Below are 16,358 nucleotides of genomic sequence, written 5' to 3' on the forward strand. Positions count from 1 at the left end.
AGCCGAAGCGGCGCTCGTTGAGCGCGCCCCGGAACGTCGCCACGTTGCTTTCACCACCGGAAACCCGACATCCTGGGTGCGAGCGACAGGACTTCCGGGACGGACGCGGGCCCTGCATGGGGCGTCCGGGGCCAGGGGGAGTCTTCGCGATGGATTCGCGGCAGGATGGGCCCCATCCACCATGCGGGAGTGCGGATGAAGCAGACGGCCTGGGCAGTGGAGCGCGACGCGGACAGCGGCCGCGAAGTGCTGCTGCTCGTGACGCTGGAGGCCGAAGCGGAGACGCCTCGGGCGCCGGTGGCGGTGAACCTGGTCATCGACCGCAGCGCGTCCATGCGCGGCGCGCCCCTGGCGGCGGCGGTGGAGGCGGCGCGCGCGCTGGTGGAGCGTGCGGGGCCGCGCGACTACGTGGGCCTGCTCACCTTCGACGCGGATGCGGAGCAGGTGCTGCCCGTGCGCGCGATGGAGCCCGGCGCGAAGGCGGCCTTCCTGAAGACGCTGTCGCGCCTGGAGTCCGGCGAGGGCACCGCGCTGCACGAGGCCGTGGAGCGCGGCGCGGAGGCCGTGCGGCGCGTGCTGGTGCCGGGCGCCCGGCCGCAGCTGCTGATGCTCACCGACGGTGAGCCTTCCGTGGGCCCCACCGCGCTGGGCGAGTTCAAGGTGCTGGGCACGCGGGTGACGGACTCCGGCGTGGCGCTGCACGCGCTGGGGCTGGGGCGGCACTACCTGCCGGAGATCCTGGAGGCGCTCACGGGCCCCTCCGGCACGGGCTTCACGCACGTGGACGACGCGGAGGGGCTGCCGCTGGCGGTGGGCGCGCTGGGCGCGGAGCTGTTCGGCGAGGTGGTGTCCGACGCGCGCGTGTACGTGCTGCCCACGGGCTTCGCGGACCTGCGCTGCCGCCACCGCTATCCGTCGCGCGTGGAGGGGGACGCGATGAGCGCCGCGCTGGGGGCGGTGTCGCACGCGTTCGCGCGCCGCGTCCTCTTCGCCGGGGTGCTGGAGAAGGGCGAGTGGAACCTCTCCGTCACCGCCTCCTACACGGAGAACAACGACACCCGGCGCATCTCCATCCCGGTGACGCGCCTGTTGCCGGACAGTGAAGAGGGCCGCTTCGTGCGCGCGGTGTCCGCGGAGCTGGAGCTCGTCGCGTGCGAGGCCGCCGCGTGGAAGGCGCTCTCCAAGCGGCAGCAGGAGGCGGCCGAGCGGGCGCTCGAAGGCGCGGACAAGGGGCTCTACAAGCTGGCCCGCCTGGGGTCGGCGGAAGTGCCCGCGCAGCGGCACGTGGATCGGCTGGCGGACCTGCGCCGGGCGGTGGAGCGGCGCGCCGCGCAGCCTTCCGCGCTGGGGGTGCGCCGGGCCCAGTCGGAGGTGTCCCGCATCACCATGAGCCGCATCGGTCCGGCCGTGCCCGTGGCGCTTCCCGCCGGGGCGAATGGCGGCCCCGCGCTGCCCGCGGGCAAGGGCGCCGCGGCGGGACTCCTCCCCTGGAAGACGGGCGAGGAGTCGTAACACCTTCCCCTCCGGGCCGTCCGTGAGGGCGTCGGGACCTGAAACCGGGCCCTGACGCCCGGCGTACAGGCATGAGGAATGCCCGGCTGCCTGGAAGGTTCAGTGGGCCCTCAGGGGACGCATCCCAGGTAGCACGGCGTTCCCAGGTGGATTAACGGGAGTCGCATGACGCATCCGTGGCGCAAGAAGTCAGGAAACCGGCTCGCAGGTGTGGGCGCGGTGGGGATGTTGCTGCTGGCGGCGGTGGCCCAGGCCGCGCTGCCGGCCTCCGCCGTGGGCAGCACCGCGCCGGACGAGGGAGACCCGCGGCTGGAAGGCGCGCTGCTCCTGGACGCCACGCAGGTGAAGGCGGGCGGCGACTTCCGCGTGGGCGTGCGCCTGCGGTTGGATCCGGAGTGGCACGTCTACTGGAAGAACCCCGGGGACTCGGGGCTCGCGACGGAGGTGTCGTGGGACGTGCCGGGCGTCACGGTGGGCGACCTGCGCTGGCCGTTCCCGCAGACGTTCCGCACGCCGGACGGCTTCATCACCACGCACGGCTACCACGACGAGGTGCTGCTGTTCGCCCCCGCGCGCGTGTCCACGGCGGCCACCGGCGCGTTGACGGTGTCGGCGGCGGTGGATGCGCTCGCGTGCAAGGTGCACTGCATCCCCGCGCAGCTCGTGCTGTCGCGCACGCTGCCGGTGGGGCCGGAGACGGTGCCGGACGCGGAGTTCGCGCCGCTGTTCGACGCGTCGCAGGCCCAGGTGCCGGCGGCCCCGGGCGCTGACGGTGCGCCGCGCGTGGCGCTGGCGCTGGACGGCGCGACGCTCACCGCGGGCAAGCCGTTCACCGGCACGCTCACCGTGACGACGGCGGACGGCAAGCCGCTCGCGGGGAACGTGGAGGGTGACTTCTTCGTGCCCGGCCGCATCTCGGGCGTGGACACCGTGGCGCTGAAGCAGACGGGCCCGGGCCGCTTCGCGCTGACGGGGCAGGCCTCGTCGGTGGTGCCGAAGGGCGAGCCCCGGCTCACGGGCGCGCTGCGCCTGGGCACGGCGGCCACGGGCTTCACGGCGATGGACGTGGACGCGCCGCTCGCGCCGGTGGTGGCGGCGGCGGGTGGAGTCGCGGTGGCGGGCGCGGCGCCGCTGAAGGTGCCGTCGATGAAGGACGCGCTGGGCAAGGTGAAGCCCGCGGCCGTGGCGAGCGCGCCCGCGGCGGTGGAGTCCCCGATGGGGCTGGGGCTCGCGCTGCTGTTCGCGTTCCTGGGTGGTGCGCTGCTCAACCTGATGCCGTGCGTGTTCCCGGTGCTGGCGCTCAAGGCGTATGGCTTCACGCGGATGGTGCAGGAGGAGAAGGGCCGGGTGGCGCCGCACGCGGCGGCGTACGCGGGCGGCATCCTGGCGACGATGATGCTGCTGGCGGGCGCGGTGCTGGTGGTGCGCGCGGGCGGCAACAGCGTGGGCTGGGGCTTCCAGTTCCAGGAGCCGCTGTTCGTCGCGGGCGTGAGCGCGGTGCTGGTGGCGTTCGCGCTCAACCTCTTCGGCGTCTACAACCTGGGCACGGACGGCACGGCGCTCGCGGGCAAGGTGGATCAGAGCCACGGCCTGATGCGCAGCGCGGGCGAGGGCGTGCTGGCGGTGGTGTTGGCCACGCCGTGTTCGGCGCCGCTGTTGGGCACGGCGGTGGGCTTCGCGTTCGCGGCCGGAGCGGCCACGGTGGTGGCGGTGTTCCTGGCGCTGGGGCTGGGGCTGGCGCTGCCCTTCTGTGTGCTGGTGCTGGTGCCGGGGCTCGCGAAGAAGCTGCCGAAGCCGGGCATGTGGATGGAGCGCGGCAAGCAGTTCCTGGGCTTCGCGCTGTTGGGCACCACGGTGTGGCTGGTGTGGGTGATGGGGGGGCTCGCGGGCGTGGATGGGATGGCGCGGCTGCTCGCGTTCCTCATCGCGGTGGGCCTGGGCACGTGGCTGTATGGGCAATCGCAGGGGCTGGAGGGCGGACGCCGGGGCGTGACGGTGGCGCTGGCGGTGTTGACGCTGGTGGGGGCGGGCGCGGTGGCGCTGCGCTTCGACGAGGCGCAGGCGGCGCTGGACGCGCGCGGGGCGGTGGCGTCGTCGCATGGCGGCTCACAGCCGTGGGACGAGGCGGCGGTGACGGCGGCGCTGGCGGCGGGGCAGCCGGTGTTCGTGGACTTCACGGCGGACTGGTGCCTGACGTGCAAGTTCAACGAGCGCACCGTGCTGTCGCGCGAGGACGTGCGGCAGGCGTTCATGAAGCACAACGTGGCCTTCTTCGTGGCGGACTGGACGCGCCGGGATGCGCGCATCACCACGAAGCTGGCGGAGCACGGCCGCGCGGGCGTGCCGATGTACCTGGTGTTGAGCCCGGGCGCGCCGGACAAGCCCGAGGTGCTCAACGAGCTGCTCACCGCCGACAGTGTCATCCAGGCGGTGCGGCGCGCGGCGGAATGCGGGTCGCCGCTGAAGGGCGGCTCGGTGGTGTGTGCCCGGCCCTGAGGTAGGAGTCGGGCGGGATGTGATGTCAGTGGTGTTGTTGCGCAGCGTTCAACTCTCTGGAGGTTCCGTCATGAAGCAGGTCTTCAAGGCACTCGCGCTCACCGTGGCTTTCGTGGGAGCTCCCGTCCTCGCCGAAACCCCCGCGAAGGTGGGCGCGGAGGCTCCCGCGTTCACGCTCAAGGACGAGGCTGGCAAGGCGCACTCGCTGTCGGAGTACAAGGGCAAGGTCGTGGTGCTGGAGTGGACGAACTCGGAGTGCCCGTTCGTGAAGCGGCACTACGAGGCCAAGACGATGCAGACGACGCAGAAGGGCTTCGACGCGAAGAAGGTGGTGTGGCTGACGGTGGACTCCACCTCCACGCACGACGCGAAGGCCGTGGCGGAGTGGAAGAAGAAGGAGGGCTTCAGCCAGCCGGTGCTGCTCGACACGGACGGCACGGTGGGCAAGACCTACGCCGCCAAGACGACCCCGCACATGTACGTCATCGACGGGCAGGGCGTGGTGCGCTACGCGGGCGCCATCGACGATGATCCGCGCGGCAAGGGCACGGTGAAGACCAACTACGTGAAGACCGCGGTGGACGCGCTCCTCGCCGGCCAGCAGGTGCCGACGGCGACGTCCGAGCCGTATGGCTGCTCGGTGAAGTACAAGAACAAGAGCTGAGCCGTCCCGTAGCCGTGACGTGAGCGAGGCCCGTGTCCCCCGGTGGGACGCGGGCCTTTTTCATTTCCGGAGGCCGGCCCGGTGGGCGGTGCGTCTCGCGGCCGGCCTGGGGCGCGGCGGCTCGGGTGCGGTCTTGTCGAAGGGGAGGAGGCGCCGGACCTTTTCCTCCAGACAGGAGACGCGACCATGGCCAGCAACAAGGGCAAACCCGTCAAGGGGACCGAGCGCACCGACACCCAGAGCGCCGAGTCGCTGGAGCGCGAGGCGAGGCACCAACGCCCGGGCACCGAGCGAGGGGACGTGACGGACGAGGACGTGGGCGAGGACCGCATCCTCCAGAAGGGGATCGGCGGCTACGGCGCCGAGAAGGGCACGGAGCCGGCGCGCGAAGCGCCTCCGCTCAGCGACGACGGCGACCGGTAGACGGGGCTGTGGTGGGGCCGCCGGCTCAGGCGCCATCCCGGTGGGCGAACTCCGGCCCCAGCCCTTCAATCTGGTAGGCATTGCCGGGATAGGTGCGGTTGAGGCTGCCCTCGATGGGGGACGGGTAGCGCTCCAGCGAGACATAGCGTTTGACGTGCTTGCGCAGCTTGAGGGCCGCGCGCGTCAGGCCGCCGACCCAGGTGGGCGGCGGCGCGAACTGGATGGCGGGCAGCAGCCGGGGCGGCACGAGGCTGAGGCTGATGGGCTCCACCAGGGCACGCAGCGGGCGCGGCAGCCAGCCGGCCAGGATGTCCATCGTGGCCTGGGCCACGCGGTGGCTGGCCTCGCTGGGCACGAGCTCCTTCTCCTCGTAGGCGCGGACGTAGGCGTCGAAGGCGGGCTTGTCCTCCGGGATGTCGCGCAGGCCCATGCGACGGCCAATCTCACACCAGAAATGGAACCAGGCTTCGCGCTCATGCGCGGTGAATCGGCGCCAGCCGAAGTCGTTCATCCACTGGATGGGGAAATCGATGAAGGTCCACAGCACGAAGAGGTAGTCCTCGTTCGGGATGCGGAAGAACGAATGGATGTGATTCATCTGCTCGAGCGAGCGACGTCCGGCCTCCACGTCCCAGCCGCACTCCATGAACTGCGCGATGAGCAGCCGCGTGTCGTCGTAGCGCTTCTGGCCGCGCTTGTTGAACTCACCGGTGCGGTCCAGGAGGCGGGAGACGGAGCGGCTGCCGTAGGTGTGGAAGAGGGCGATCTCCGTCGAGCGCTGCATGTCGAACGGGAACTCGTAGTTGGTCAGCAGGTGCACGATGCGCTGGCAGTCGCGCCGCGCGTCCAGGGAGGCGATCTCCCGGCGCACCTCGGGGGAGCGCGGCCGCCAGAAGGGCTTGCGGTACGTGGGGCCGGGCACACGGGTGTCCGGGCGGGCACTCCGAGCCGGGCCTGCACCGGCCGCGAAGGGGCAGCCCGCGGGAACGGCGTCCATCGGGGGGCTGACCTGGGATGCCGGTTCGTTCATGGGGGTTGCTCCGGGAAGCGGTGCGGAGGGCGGCCAGCCACCCAGCGTGACACGCGGCGCGGGGTGACAACCAGGAGGCGGCGCCGCGCGTTCCTGTTTTGAGACGGTTGGGTTCGCACGGAGGGACCTCCGCTCCGCCCCAGCGGCCACGGGAGCGTTGACCGGCGCACGCGGTGGCCCACACGCGCCTAGAGTGCCCGCATGGCCACCGCCCGCCTCGCGCGCTCCTGCTTCGTCCTGGTGCTGCTGTTCCTCGCGATGCCGTGGGTGGCGCAGGGACAGGAGGCCTCGGTGGCTCCGCCTCCCGCGGATGGGAAGGCGTGGCTCGCGGAGCACAACGCGGAGGCGGTGCGGGTGAACCGCACGGCGATGGGCATCCTGTTCGGCTGGGCGGTGCTGAACATCGGCACGGGCGTGGCGGGCCACTTCGCGAGCGAGGGCGAGACGCGGGCCTTCTTCCAGGCGAACGCGGCCTGGAACCTGGTCAACCTGACCATCGCGGCGCTCGGCTATCACGGACAGGCGACCGCGGATCCGGGTGCGTGGGACCTGGCGCGCAGCCTCTCCGAGGGACAGCGGATGGAGAAGCTGCTGCTGCTCAACGCGGGCCTGGACGTGGGCTACATCGCCTTCGGCGGCCTCTTGTGGGAGCGCGGGATGCGCAAGGACTCGGTGCGCCTGAAGGGGTGGGGCAAGAGCCTGCTCGTGCAGGGTGGGTTCCTGCTCGTGTTCGACGGCGTGCTGACGTTCCTCAACGCGCGACTGAATGGGGAGCTCACGGCGCGGCTGGTGCCCGCCCCGAATGGAATCGGGTTGATGCTGACGTGGCCGTGAGCTCCCGGGTGCGGGTCACGCCGCCGCGGGCTCGCGGCGGTTCCGGGCGCGGGCGGAGACGCCCTTGCGGCGTCCCTTGCGCAGCACGTCCAGGTGCACCTCTTCCTCGGTGGCGAGCGCCATCAAGCGCTGCAGGTCGTCCACACTGCTCACCGGCCGGCTGTTGATGCCGAGCAGCAGGTCGTCGGGCAGCAGGCCCGCGTCATTGGCCGGGGTGCCGTCCTGCACCTTGAGCACTCGCACGGCGCGGAGCTGGCCCGTGTCTCGGGCGAGCGCGGGCTCCAGGTTCACCGCCGTGGCGGCGATGCCCAGGAACTTCCGGTCCACCTTGCCGCGCTGGATGAGCAGGCTCGCCACCCAGGACGCCGTGGTGGCGCTCACCGCGAAGCCGATGCCCTGCGCGAACGGGAGCACCAGCGTGTTGAGCCCCACCACGCGCCCGCGCGTGTCGAGCAGCGGCCCGCCGGAGTTGCCCGGGTTGATGGCCGCGTCCGTCTGGAGCATCCCTTCCAGGATGACGCCGTCGGGCAGGGTGATGGAGCGGTTGATGGCGCTCACCACGCCCAGCGACACCGACTGCTCCAGACGGAAGGGATTGCCAATGGCCATCACGAGCTGGCCCACCTTCACCGTCTCCGGATCCGCGAGCGGCAGCGTGGGGAAGTCGTCTCCCTCCGCGCGCACCACCGCGAGGTCGGTGGGGGCATCTCCGCCCACGAGCGTCGCCCGTCGCTCCTCGCCGTTGTGGAGCTGCACGGTGAGCCGCTTCGGCGTGCGCATCACCACGTGCCGGTTGGTGAGCACGTAGCCGTCCGGCGTCAGGAACAGGCCGGTGCCGTGGCCGCGCGCGTGCTCCACGCCCACCACCGCCGGAGCGGCGCGGGCGACGAGTCCTTCCAGGTCATCGGAGAGCTGCTGCAACAGGTTCATGGTCGGCTCCTTTCACGAACGCTTGCCCACGGTGACGGGCACCTCGCGCAGCTCGCCCGCGCGCAGCACCTTCGCCTGGATGGACGTGCCCACCTTCTCGTCGCCCAGGTAGCCCAACAGGTCCTCCACGCCGTGGAGCGACTGGCCGCCCAGGCTCACCAGCACGTCGCCCAGGAGCAGCCCGGCCTTCTGCGCGGGCCCTTCCGGATCCACCGACAGCAGGATGAGCCCCGCCTTCGTGCCGTCGATTTCGCGCGGCAGGCGCACCGGGTAGGCGCCCACGCCCAGGTAGCCGCGGCGGATACCGCCGTGCTCCCGCAGCGAGTTCGCCACGCGGGTCAGCGTGTCGCCGGGGATGATGACCGCGGCGGTGCGCGAGAAGGCCGCCGTGGGGATGCCGAGGAAGCGCCCCTGCGCGTCCACCAGCGCGCCACCGGAGAAGCCGGGCGGCAGGTCCGCGTCCGTCTCCAGGTAGCGGTCCACCTGTCCGCCCGCGTGCGTGCGCCAGTCGCCGCCGAACGCGCTGACAATGCCCAGCGTCGCCCGCGCGGTGCGCCCCGGACGCCCGATGGCGAGCACCACATGGCCCACCTTCACGCCATCGAGCGGCGTGGGCGCGAGCGCGGTGAGGCCGGTGACATCGGCCTTGAGGAGTGCGAGGTCGGTGCTCGGGTCGCGGCCGACGAGCTCCGCGGAGACCGAGCGGCCGTCCGCGAGGCCCACCTGGATGGAGCCTTCGTGTTCAACGGCGTGGCTGGTGGTGAGGATGTGACCGTCGGCGTCCCAGACGATGCCGCTGGCGCCGCGGCGACGGCGGGCCTCGACGCGGACGAGGGAGGGAGCGATGCGCTCGACGACGGTGGAGATGGACTGCGAGAGGGACTGGAGGGCGTCGGTGGACATGGGGTGTTCCTTTCGAGCCTGAAACTAAGGGGCTCGAAGTCGCGCCACATCGGCGAACCGGGCAGGAGGCGGACCTGCCCATTCGGGTAGGAAGCCCCGCCATCCAGCCTGGGTCGTGCGTGTGCCCGGTGCTTCGGGCAGGGCGCTTCAGCCCACCTTGCGGAAGCGCTCGTAGCGCTCTTCCAGGTAGAGCTTCTTGGGACGCATCTCGTTGGCACGAGGCAGCTGGAGCGACTTGCCGACGAAGCTTTTGAGCGCGTGTTCCAGCGTTGGACCGTCGTGGGTGGCGAGCAGGCTGGGGGCCAGCTCGATGACCCCATTCGGGCGGAAGCCCATCAGGTTCGTGTCGAAGGCGCCGTGATGAAGCCGGCAGAGGGCCAGTCCGTTGGGGACCTCCGCGTGGCCCCGGACGTCGTGGTCGGGGAGGATGTGAGCGGCGTCCAGCAACTCCGTGCGAGGGAAGCCGCACACCGCGCAGCGCTCTTCGTAGGCGCGCAGGACGTGCCGGCGGAAGGCGACCTGATGCAGGCGCTTCTTGGTCTGCACCGTCGTGTAGCGGCGCTCCACCGCGAGCATCTTCGCGTCCGCCACGAACGGGGTGGATTGGAATTGCTTCACTGTTTCGGGCGCGGACACCATGACGTGGAAGGAGTGCGAGGCGAGATCCACGTCGGAGATGTAGACGGGCCACAGCGGTTGATACAGGCCGGGCTCGATGCCGTAGAAGTAGATGAGCGGCGCGTCCAGTTGCTGCGCGCGCACGAGCCGGCGGTTGTCGCGGGCCTCCACGTCCGTGCCCTGGAACTTGTAGAGGAAGGCTCCGTCCGAGGCCACGTTGTCATCGTCGTACCGCGCCACCCGTGAGCCGCGTGGCACCGTGGTCTTGATGGACAGCGCGGTCTCCTGCATCTGCCGGGGCCAGAAGATGCCTCGCGACCGGTTGGCGAACAGGTGCTGTTCGCGGTGGAGCGTGAAGCCTTCCTGGATGACGTCCCAGGGCAGCACGTCGCCGTGCCGCTCCACCAACCCCTCCAGGGTCTTGAAGGCCGCCAGGCGGATGGCCTGGTCGTTGTCGGAGGGCGTGGTCACGGGTCTTCGACCAGGCTACCAGGCTCCCCCTCCCGCGTGTCACGTCAGCCCCGGTCGAACAGGGCGCCTCCCGGGCCGAAGCCCAGGGACATGCACAGCACCTTGCGGCCCGTGACCCGGCCGTCATGCCTCGCGGATTCGGCCGCCAGCTCCGCGTCGTTGAGCACGAGCACCGGGCCTCCGCGCTCCGGCAGGCCGGCGCGGGCGAGGATGTCCGGGACGAGTGAGGCCGCGCCTTCGAAGCCGTAGGTGCAGCCTCCTGGCGTCAAATCTTCATCCAGCGGGCACGGCAGCGCGAGGCAGAGTGCGTCCGGCGCGGTCCGTGTGTCCTCCGCGAGGAACGTGCTCAACGCGCCCGCGATGAAGGCCACGGTGTCGCGGATGTGGTGCCCGTCTTCGGGTCTTGGCTGTCCGATGTACAGGGGCGGCAAGGCGGACAGGTCCCGTTCGAAGACTCGCGTTGATCCGGGGCGTGCGCACTTGATGCTGGTCTGGCCCACGTCCATGCAGACGGGGGCGGTAAATCCCTGGGCCTCCAGCATGCGCAGGCCCGCGTGCACGGGGGCGAAGCGTGGCGTGGGCGCGAGGTACACCGGGCAGGGCAGGGTGGCCGTGGCTTCCTTCAACGCGGTCTGGAAACCGTCCAGCTCCGCCAGCCCTCCGCTCAGGTACGCCGCATCCGGTGCGTGTCGCTGCACCAGCAGTTCGAGCGCCGCGGCCAGCGGGGGCATCAGGCGTCTGGAGAGCGTGGTGCCGGCGACTCCCGCGCGCCGGTCGTCCTCCACCCACGATGAGCCCAGCAGCTCCCACAGCTCGCTGCCGAACACAGGCAGGTTCCACACCTCCAGCGGGGTGATGCCTGGCGGGTGATGCCTGCGCGGACTCCAGCGCACGGACGTCATGCGACGAGTCCGGCGATGCGTTCCGCGGCGGTCCTGGCTCCGTCGTGGGCCCGGTAGGAGCGGGAGATCTCCGCCACTCGCTCGCGCATCGGTGACGTGGGCGCGAGGAGCTGCGCGATGGCGTCGCGACACGTCTCCACCGTGAGGTGCCGTGGATCCCTTGCGAGCCCTGCTCCGGACTTCTCCAGGAAGTGCGCCTGCACTGGCTGGTCGTTGCACACCGGCAACAGCAACATGGGCACGCCCGCCGTCATCGCCTCCATCACGGAGTTCGCGCCGCCGTGGGAGATGAACGCGGCCGCTCGCTCCAGCACCTGCCGCTGTGGGGTGTACGGCACCGCCACCACGTCTCCGGGCAGCGTGTTCGGGAAGTCCGTGTCGGCCAGCGCTCCCGCGCACAACACCAGCGTCACGCCGAACGGTCGCGCCGCCTCCGCGATGAGGCGGAACAGCTCTGGTTGATAGGAGATCTGGCTGCCGAAGGACACGTACAGCACGGGCTTGTCGCCCAGGCGCTCCCAGGGGAAGGGCACCTCGTCGCCTCGGGGGTCGGGCGGAATCGAGGGGCCGACGAGCAGCGTGTTCGGGGGCACTCCCGCGTCCGGGCCCAGGAAGGCCTCGGTGGCGAAGATGACGTTGAGTCGGGGCGACAGGCACTCGCAGGTGCGGAAGCGCGCGTCGAAGCCGTGACTCCGGAACAGCGCCTGTCGGTCCTCCGCGAGCGCCCGCACGTTGCGCAGCAGGGGGATCTCCGGCCGGGGCTCCAGCAGCGTGAGCGCGGAGGAGACGCCCGCCCAGGGGATGCCTTCCGTGTGCGCCGCGAGCACGGCTGCGTACTGCATCCCATCCAGGGCCATCACGTCGGGACGGAAGGCTCGCACCACCTCGCGCACGGGCTCCAGGAGCGCGGGTGCGGCGTCCAGCAGCAGGCCGCGGATCCACTTGCCCAGCGCCACGTCATCCAGCACCAGCTTCGCCAGGGCTTCGCCTCCGGTCTCGATGCCCGGAGGCGCGGCTTCGCGGTGGGGCAGGTGCAGCACCTCCACGCCCAGGCCGTCGAGCTGCGGTGAAGGTTCGGGGATGCACAGCCAACCGACGGTGTGCCCCAGGCGGCGCAGCCATTGGGCCACCCCGACCATCGGGTTGAGGTGGCCCTTCTCGGGCGAGGTGGCGATCAGGACTCGGGACATGATGGGTGCGCCTCGGTGTGGGCCTGGAGCATGGCCAGGGACACGAGGCGCATCAACAACCGATCCATCACTCCGGCGAGTGCGTCCTCGGGCGACAGGCGCGTGTAGCGCTCCAGCAGCTTCGAGACGGCTTGGGGGTCGATGACCTGGAGCGGCTCCAGGCGGGCGGGGGACAGCCAGGTGCTGTACAGCTCCAGCCAGCGTGGCCGCACCGGACTGGAGAGCGCGGTGTGGCCATATCGGGGCGTCTTGCGCGCGAGGCGCACCTCGTCGGGCACGAGAGAGCGCACGGCGTGCCGGAACAGCCATTTGCCGAACCCGTCCCGCAGCAACACGGACTCCGGCAACGCGAGGGCTGCCTCCGTGAAGCCTGCGTCCAGGTAGGGTGTGCGGACCGTGAGGCCATGGGCGCGGGCGCCATTCAGTTCGGGCGGGAGGATGAGCTCCCGCAGGACCCATTCCGCGTAGCGGAGCTCTTCGGATTCGGGCCCCTCTTCCGGCGTCAGATCCCAGGGAGGAGGCATCGCCGCGAGCATGGCCCCCAGGTTGTCCACAGGGGGGGATGGCAGGGCGTGATCGCTGTTCACGCCCTCGGAAACACCCCTCAAGTTGTCCACAGGCTGCTGCGCGCTGCGTGGACCCGCCGGTTGATCGCAACCGCCGGCTTCAGGGGGCGCGGGCCTGCTTTCCCCTGCGGGTGGCTCCGTGCGGGTGTCTGACTTCTGATCGCTACCGGGGGCCTTGCGAGAAGGCGTTCCCGGGTTGTCCACAGCCCCCCTCCTGGCTCCGGGGGCTTCTTCATGATCGCGCGCGCCGCCTGGGAACGGCGCCCGCAAGTTGTCCACAACCGCAGGCGCGTCGTGGTTCGAGGCGTCCATTGCGTGCGCCCGGCCCTCGCGTGGGTTGTGTCTCCCGCTGTCCATCGCGTGCGCCTGATCGCGCGCCCCGCCTGGGAACGCCTCTCGCAGGGCGTCCATGACCGCTGGCGCGTCGTGTCTCAGGACTTCCATGGCCAGGGCCCGGTCCTCATCCACACGGGCCTTCGCGGAGGTCATCGCGCCGGGCGTGCCCCGGAGCACTTCGTCCGCGCCTGCTCCGCTCAAGAGGACGGGGCCCGCGCCCTGCCGGTGGGCCTCCCGGTAGAACGCGAAGCTCGCCACGGCCCGGGCGTTGAGGATGACGGCCCGGTTGGTGATGACCGCTTGCTCGAAGAGGTCCGGGAGCACGGCATCCGGGATGCGCACGTCCACCAGCTCCGCGCCTGTCACCCGCGCCATCCGCTGCGCGTTGCTCCGCTCCGTCGCATCCGCGAAGTGCACGTCCATGGTCCACGCGCGCACCTTCCCGGGTGCATGGCGCGCGGCCATCGCGCAGAGGGCCGCGCTGTCCACTCCGCCGCTCAGGCTCACGTCGTGCGTGCCTGCCTCCACGTGGGCTCGCACGGTGTCGGACCAGACGGCCAGCAGTTGCCCGGCGAGCGTGTCCACGTCTTCAGGCATACGCGCATCCCGCACCCTCCGCGGCAGCGTCACGATGAGCCCCGGCCCCAGGAGCGCGTGGGTCGCGCGTGCGTGGCAGAGCAGGTCGGCCACCGCTCGGGCGGACAGGCCACTCGCGGGCGTCCTGGCCTGGGGCGGCGCGGCGGGAGTCCGGGTCGGCATGACGGCGGCATCATAAGGGCCGGCGTCACGCTCATGTAGAGTCGCGCTCCTTGGCGCTGTTCAAGCAGCCGTCTCACCGTGCAGGGGAACGCTCGTGGCGCGGCGCATGGCCCGTCACGAGGTGATGCTGTCCGCGCGGCAGGGACCACGTTTCACGTTGAACAGGAGAGGGCGGGACATGCGGGAGGATGCGGTGGACGTCGTGTTGCGGGAGCGCTTCGGGCTGGAGTCCTTCCGGCCCGGACAGCGCGAGGTGCTCACGGCGCTGTTGAAGCCTGAAGGCTCCGCGCTCGCGGTGTTCCCCACCGGCGGCGGCAAGTCGCTGTGCTACCAGCTCCCCGCGCTGCTCCTCGACGGACTCACCGTGGTGGTGTCACCGCTCATCGCGTTGATGAAGGATCAGATCGACGCGCTCGGCCGCAAGGGCATCCGCGCGGCGCGGCTGGATTCGTCGCTGTCCCTGGAGGAGTCTCGCGCGGTGACGGAGTCCCTGCGGGACGGGACGCTCAAGCTGCTCTACGTGGCACCCGAGCGCTTCAACAACGAGCGCTTCATGGGCCTGCTGAGTGAGCTGCGGATCTCCCTGTTCGCGGTGGATGAAGCGCACTGCGTCTCCGAGTGGGGCCACAACTTCCGGCCGGACTACCTCAAGCTCGCGCAGGCGGCGCGGACACTGGAGGCCGAGCGCATCCTGGCGCTCACCGCCACCGCTACACCTCAAGTGGTGCACGACATCTGCGAGGGCTTCGGCATCCCGGAAGCGAACGCGGTCGTCACCGGCTTCTACCGGGGCAACCTCACGTTGGAGACGACGCCCACGGGCGTGGAGATGCGCGACGCGCTGCTGGTGGAGCGGCTGAAGTCACGGTCCCCTGGCTCCACCATCGTCTACGTCACGCTGCAGAAGACCGCCGAACGCATCGCGGCCTTCCTCTCCGCCGAAGGGCTGCCCGCGAACGCCTACCACGCGGGCCTGGAGTCGGAGGACCGCGCGCGGGTGCAGGACGCGTGGACCGCGTCCTCGAAGGGCATCGTCGTGGCGACCATCGCGTTCGGGATGGGCATCGATAAGGCGGACGTGCGCGCGGTGTACCACTACAACCTGCCCAAGGGCCTGGAGAGCTACAGCCAGGAGATCGGCCGAGCAGGACGCGACGGCAAGCCCTCCGTGGTGGAGCTGCTGGTGTGCCCGGATGACGTGCCCACGCTGGAGAACTTCGCGCTCGGGGACACGCCGCTGCCGGAGGCCCTGGAGGGACTGGTGACGGGGCTGCTGGCCGCCGGGCCCGAGCTGCACCTGGATCTGTACGCGCTGGGGAACCGTCACGACCTGCGGCCATTGGTGCTGCGCACGGCGCTCACGTACCTGGAGCTGGAGGGCGTGCTGCGCCAGGGCACGCCGTTCTACGCGGGCTACAAGGTGCAGCCCACAGGGTCGCTGGAGGAGCTCATCGGCAGGTTCCAGGGCGAGCGCGCGCGGTTCGTGAAGGACCTGTTCGCGCACGCGAAGAAGGGACGCACCTGGTACACGTTCGACCCGGAAGAAGTGGCGAAGGCGCTGGGTCAGCCGCGCGACCGGGTGATCAAGGCGCTCGACTACTTCCAGGAGCAGGGCTACGCGGAGACGCAGGTGGCCGAACCCCGCCAGCGCTACGCGCGGCTGCGCGAGCACGAGGACACGAAGGCGCTCGTCACCCTGTTGCAGGAGCGCTTCCAGAAGCGCGAAGCGCAAGAGGTGGCGCGGGTGCGCGAGGTGCTCCAGCTCGTCACGCATGACGGCTGTCAGAGCAACGCGCTGGTGGCCCACTTCGGTGAGCACCGGGACCCACCGTGCGGACACTGCACGTTCTGCCGCACCGGCGTGGCCCGCGTGTTGCCACCGCCGCATCCCCGACCGGATCTGCGCGAACACCTGGACGCGGCCACGTTCCGAGCCCTCGTCGCGAAGCACCCGGAGGCGCTGGGCCACCCGAGGCAGGCGGCGCGGTTCCTCTGCGGCCTGAGCAGCCCCGCGCTGTCGAAGGCGAAGCTCAGCGGGCACAAGCTCTTCGGCACCCTGACCGAGTGGCCCTTCGCGGAGGTGCTCGCGTTCTGTGGAGAGCGCCCCGGGCGCTAGGATGCACCCCGTGCGCTACGAGCTTCACGACAGCCGCGTCCTCACCTGGTCCCTGGAGGCGCACGTCACCACGCACTGCAACCTCCGCTGCGTGCAGTGCTGCCCGCTGTCGCCGCACCTCCCCGCGTGGGCCGTGACTCCAGAGGCACTGGCCGAGGACCTGCGCAAGCTCGCGCGCGTGCTCAAGCCCAACGTCTTCAAGCTCACCGGCGGCGAGCCCTTCCTCCACCCGGACCTGCCCACCGTGCTCGACACCGTGCGCGCGTCCGGCATCTCCGAACAGGTGTCCATCACCACCAACGGCTTCCTCGCCCAGAGCGCCCCCGACGCCGTGTATGAACGGCTCGACCGGATGACCCTGTCCGTCTACACCTCCGCGCCCCTGCCCGAGCGCTCCATCACCCGCATCACCGAGCGCTGTGAACGCCACGGTGTCCACCTCACCGTGAAGCACATCGATGCCTTCCAGCGCATCACCCCGGACGCGCCCCTCGCCTCCGACGCCGACGTGCGGGACGTCTTCGCGAAGTGCTGGCTCAAGCAGCGCTGCCACCTCGTCTACCGGGGCCGCTTCTTCACCTGCACCCGCCCGCCCCACGTCGCCACCG

Annotated in this window: 14 protein-coding genes; 7 read left to right on the forward strand and 7 right to left on the reverse strand. The window is 71.0% G+C overall.

Going from position 1 to position 16,358, the window contains the following annotated elements:
* Positions 1 to 195: 195 nt before the first annotated feature.
* From D7V97_RS25220 to D7V97_RS25235, 4 genes are all read left to right on the forward strand, one after another.
* Positions 196 to 1,512, forward strand: coding sequence for a VWA domain-containing protein (locus D7V97_RS25220; protein ID WP_120613187.1), 1,317 nt, complete (start codon positions 196 to 198; stop codon positions 1,510 to 1,512).
* 165 nt (positions 1,513 to 1,677) lie between these two features.
* Complete coding sequence (locus D7V97_RS25225; RefSeq protein WP_120613188.1) at positions 1,678 to 4,008, forward strand: protein-disulfide reductase DsbD; 2,331 nt, start codon at positions 1,678 to 1,680, stop codon at positions 4,006 to 4,008.
* Positions 4,009 to 4,078: 70 nt separating this feature from the next.
* Positions 4,079 to 4,672 (forward strand): thioredoxin family protein, encoded by a 594-nt coding sequence (locus D7V97_RS25230; RefSeq protein ID WP_120613189.1) that lies wholly within the window; start codon positions 4,079 to 4,081, stop codon positions 4,670 to 4,672.
* A 186-nt stretch (positions 4,673 to 4,858) separates the two neighbouring features.
* Positions 4,859 to 5,095, forward strand: a complete 237-nt coding sequence (locus D7V97_RS25235) for a hypothetical protein (protein ID WP_120613190.1) — start codon at positions 4,859 to 4,861, stop codon at positions 5,093 to 5,095.
* 25 nt (positions 5,096 to 5,120) lie between these two features.
* Here the strand turns inward: D7V97_RS25235 and D7V97_RS25240 are convergent, their stop codons facing one another.
* On the reverse strand, positions 5,121 to 6,125 hold the full coding sequence (locus D7V97_RS25240) for an oxygenase MpaB family protein (protein ID WP_120613191.1): 1,005 nt from the start codon (positions 6,123 to 6,125) through the stop codon (positions 5,121 to 5,123).
* Positions 6,126 to 6,326: 201 nt separating this feature from the next.
* Between D7V97_RS25240 and D7V97_RS25245 the strand changes: the two genes are divergently transcribed.
* Positions 6,327 to 6,959: a hypothetical protein gene (locus D7V97_RS25245; RefSeq protein WP_120613192.1), complete on the forward strand. Its 633-nt coding sequence runs from the start codon at positions 6,327 to 6,329 to the stop codon at positions 6,957 to 6,959.
* Between the two features lie 15 nt (positions 6,960 to 6,974).
* On the opposite strand, the gene D7V97_RS25250 is transcribed toward D7V97_RS25245, so the two are convergent.
* The 6 genes from D7V97_RS25250 to D7V97_RS25275 form a co-directional block, all read right to left on the reverse strand.
* Positions 6,975 to 7,889 (reverse strand): S1C family serine protease, encoded by a 915-nt coding sequence (locus D7V97_RS25250; RefSeq protein WP_120613193.1) that lies wholly within the window; start codon positions 7,887 to 7,889, stop codon positions 6,975 to 6,977.
* 12 nt (positions 7,890 to 7,901) lie between these two features.
* Positions 7,902 to 8,792 carry a S1C family serine protease gene (locus D7V97_RS25255; protein WP_120613194.1) on the reverse strand — a complete coding sequence of 297 codons (891 nt, stop codon included), beginning with the start codon at positions 8,790 to 8,792 and terminating at the stop codon, positions 7,902 to 7,904.
* A gap of 147 nt (positions 8,793 to 8,939) precedes the next feature.
* Complete coding sequence (locus tag D7V97_RS25260; RefSeq protein ID WP_120613195.1) at positions 8,940 to 9,881, reverse strand: HNH endonuclease; 942 nt, start codon at positions 9,879 to 9,881, stop codon at positions 8,940 to 8,942.
* A gap of 44 nt (positions 9,882 to 9,925) precedes the next feature.
* Complete coding sequence (locus D7V97_RS25265; protein ID WP_120613196.1) at positions 9,926 to 10,783, reverse strand: ROK family protein; 858 nt, start codon at positions 10,781 to 10,783, stop codon at positions 9,926 to 9,928.
* Positions 10,780 to 11,973, reverse strand: a complete 1,194-nt coding sequence (locus D7V97_RS25270) for a glycosyltransferase (protein ID WP_120613197.1) — start codon at positions 11,971 to 11,973, stop codon at positions 10,780 to 10,782. Before D7V97_RS25270 ends, D7V97_RS25265 begins: the two co-directional genes overlap by 4 nt.
* Positions 11,958 to 13,634 (reverse strand): asparagine synthase C-terminal domain-containing protein, encoded by a 1,677-nt coding sequence (locus tag D7V97_RS25275; protein WP_120613198.1) that lies wholly within the window; start codon positions 13,632 to 13,634, stop codon positions 11,958 to 11,960. The genes D7V97_RS25270 and D7V97_RS25275 overlap by 16 nt, the downstream gene beginning before the upstream one ends.
* Positions 13,635 to 13,812: 178 nt before the next feature.
* Between D7V97_RS25275 and D7V97_RS25280 the strand changes: the two genes are divergently transcribed.
* Both D7V97_RS25280 and D7V97_RS25285 read left to right on the forward strand, forming a co-directional pair.
* Positions 13,813 to 15,750: an ATP-dependent DNA helicase RecQ gene (locus tag D7V97_RS25280; RefSeq protein WP_120613199.1), complete on the forward strand. Its 1,938-nt coding sequence runs from the start codon at positions 13,813 to 13,815 to the stop codon at positions 15,748 to 15,750.
* 10 nt (positions 15,751 to 15,760) lie between these two features.
* Positions 15,761 to 16,358, forward strand: a 598-nt coding sequence (locus D7V97_RS25285; RefSeq protein ID WP_120613200.1) for a radical SAM protein, incomplete at its 3' end; no start/stop codon positions are given.

The sequence above is a fragment of the Corallococcus sp. CA053C genome (genome assembly GCF_003611675.1).
In the GTDB taxonomy this organism is placed as follows: Bacteria; Myxococcota; Myxococcia; order Myxococcales; family Myxococcaceae; genus Corallococcus.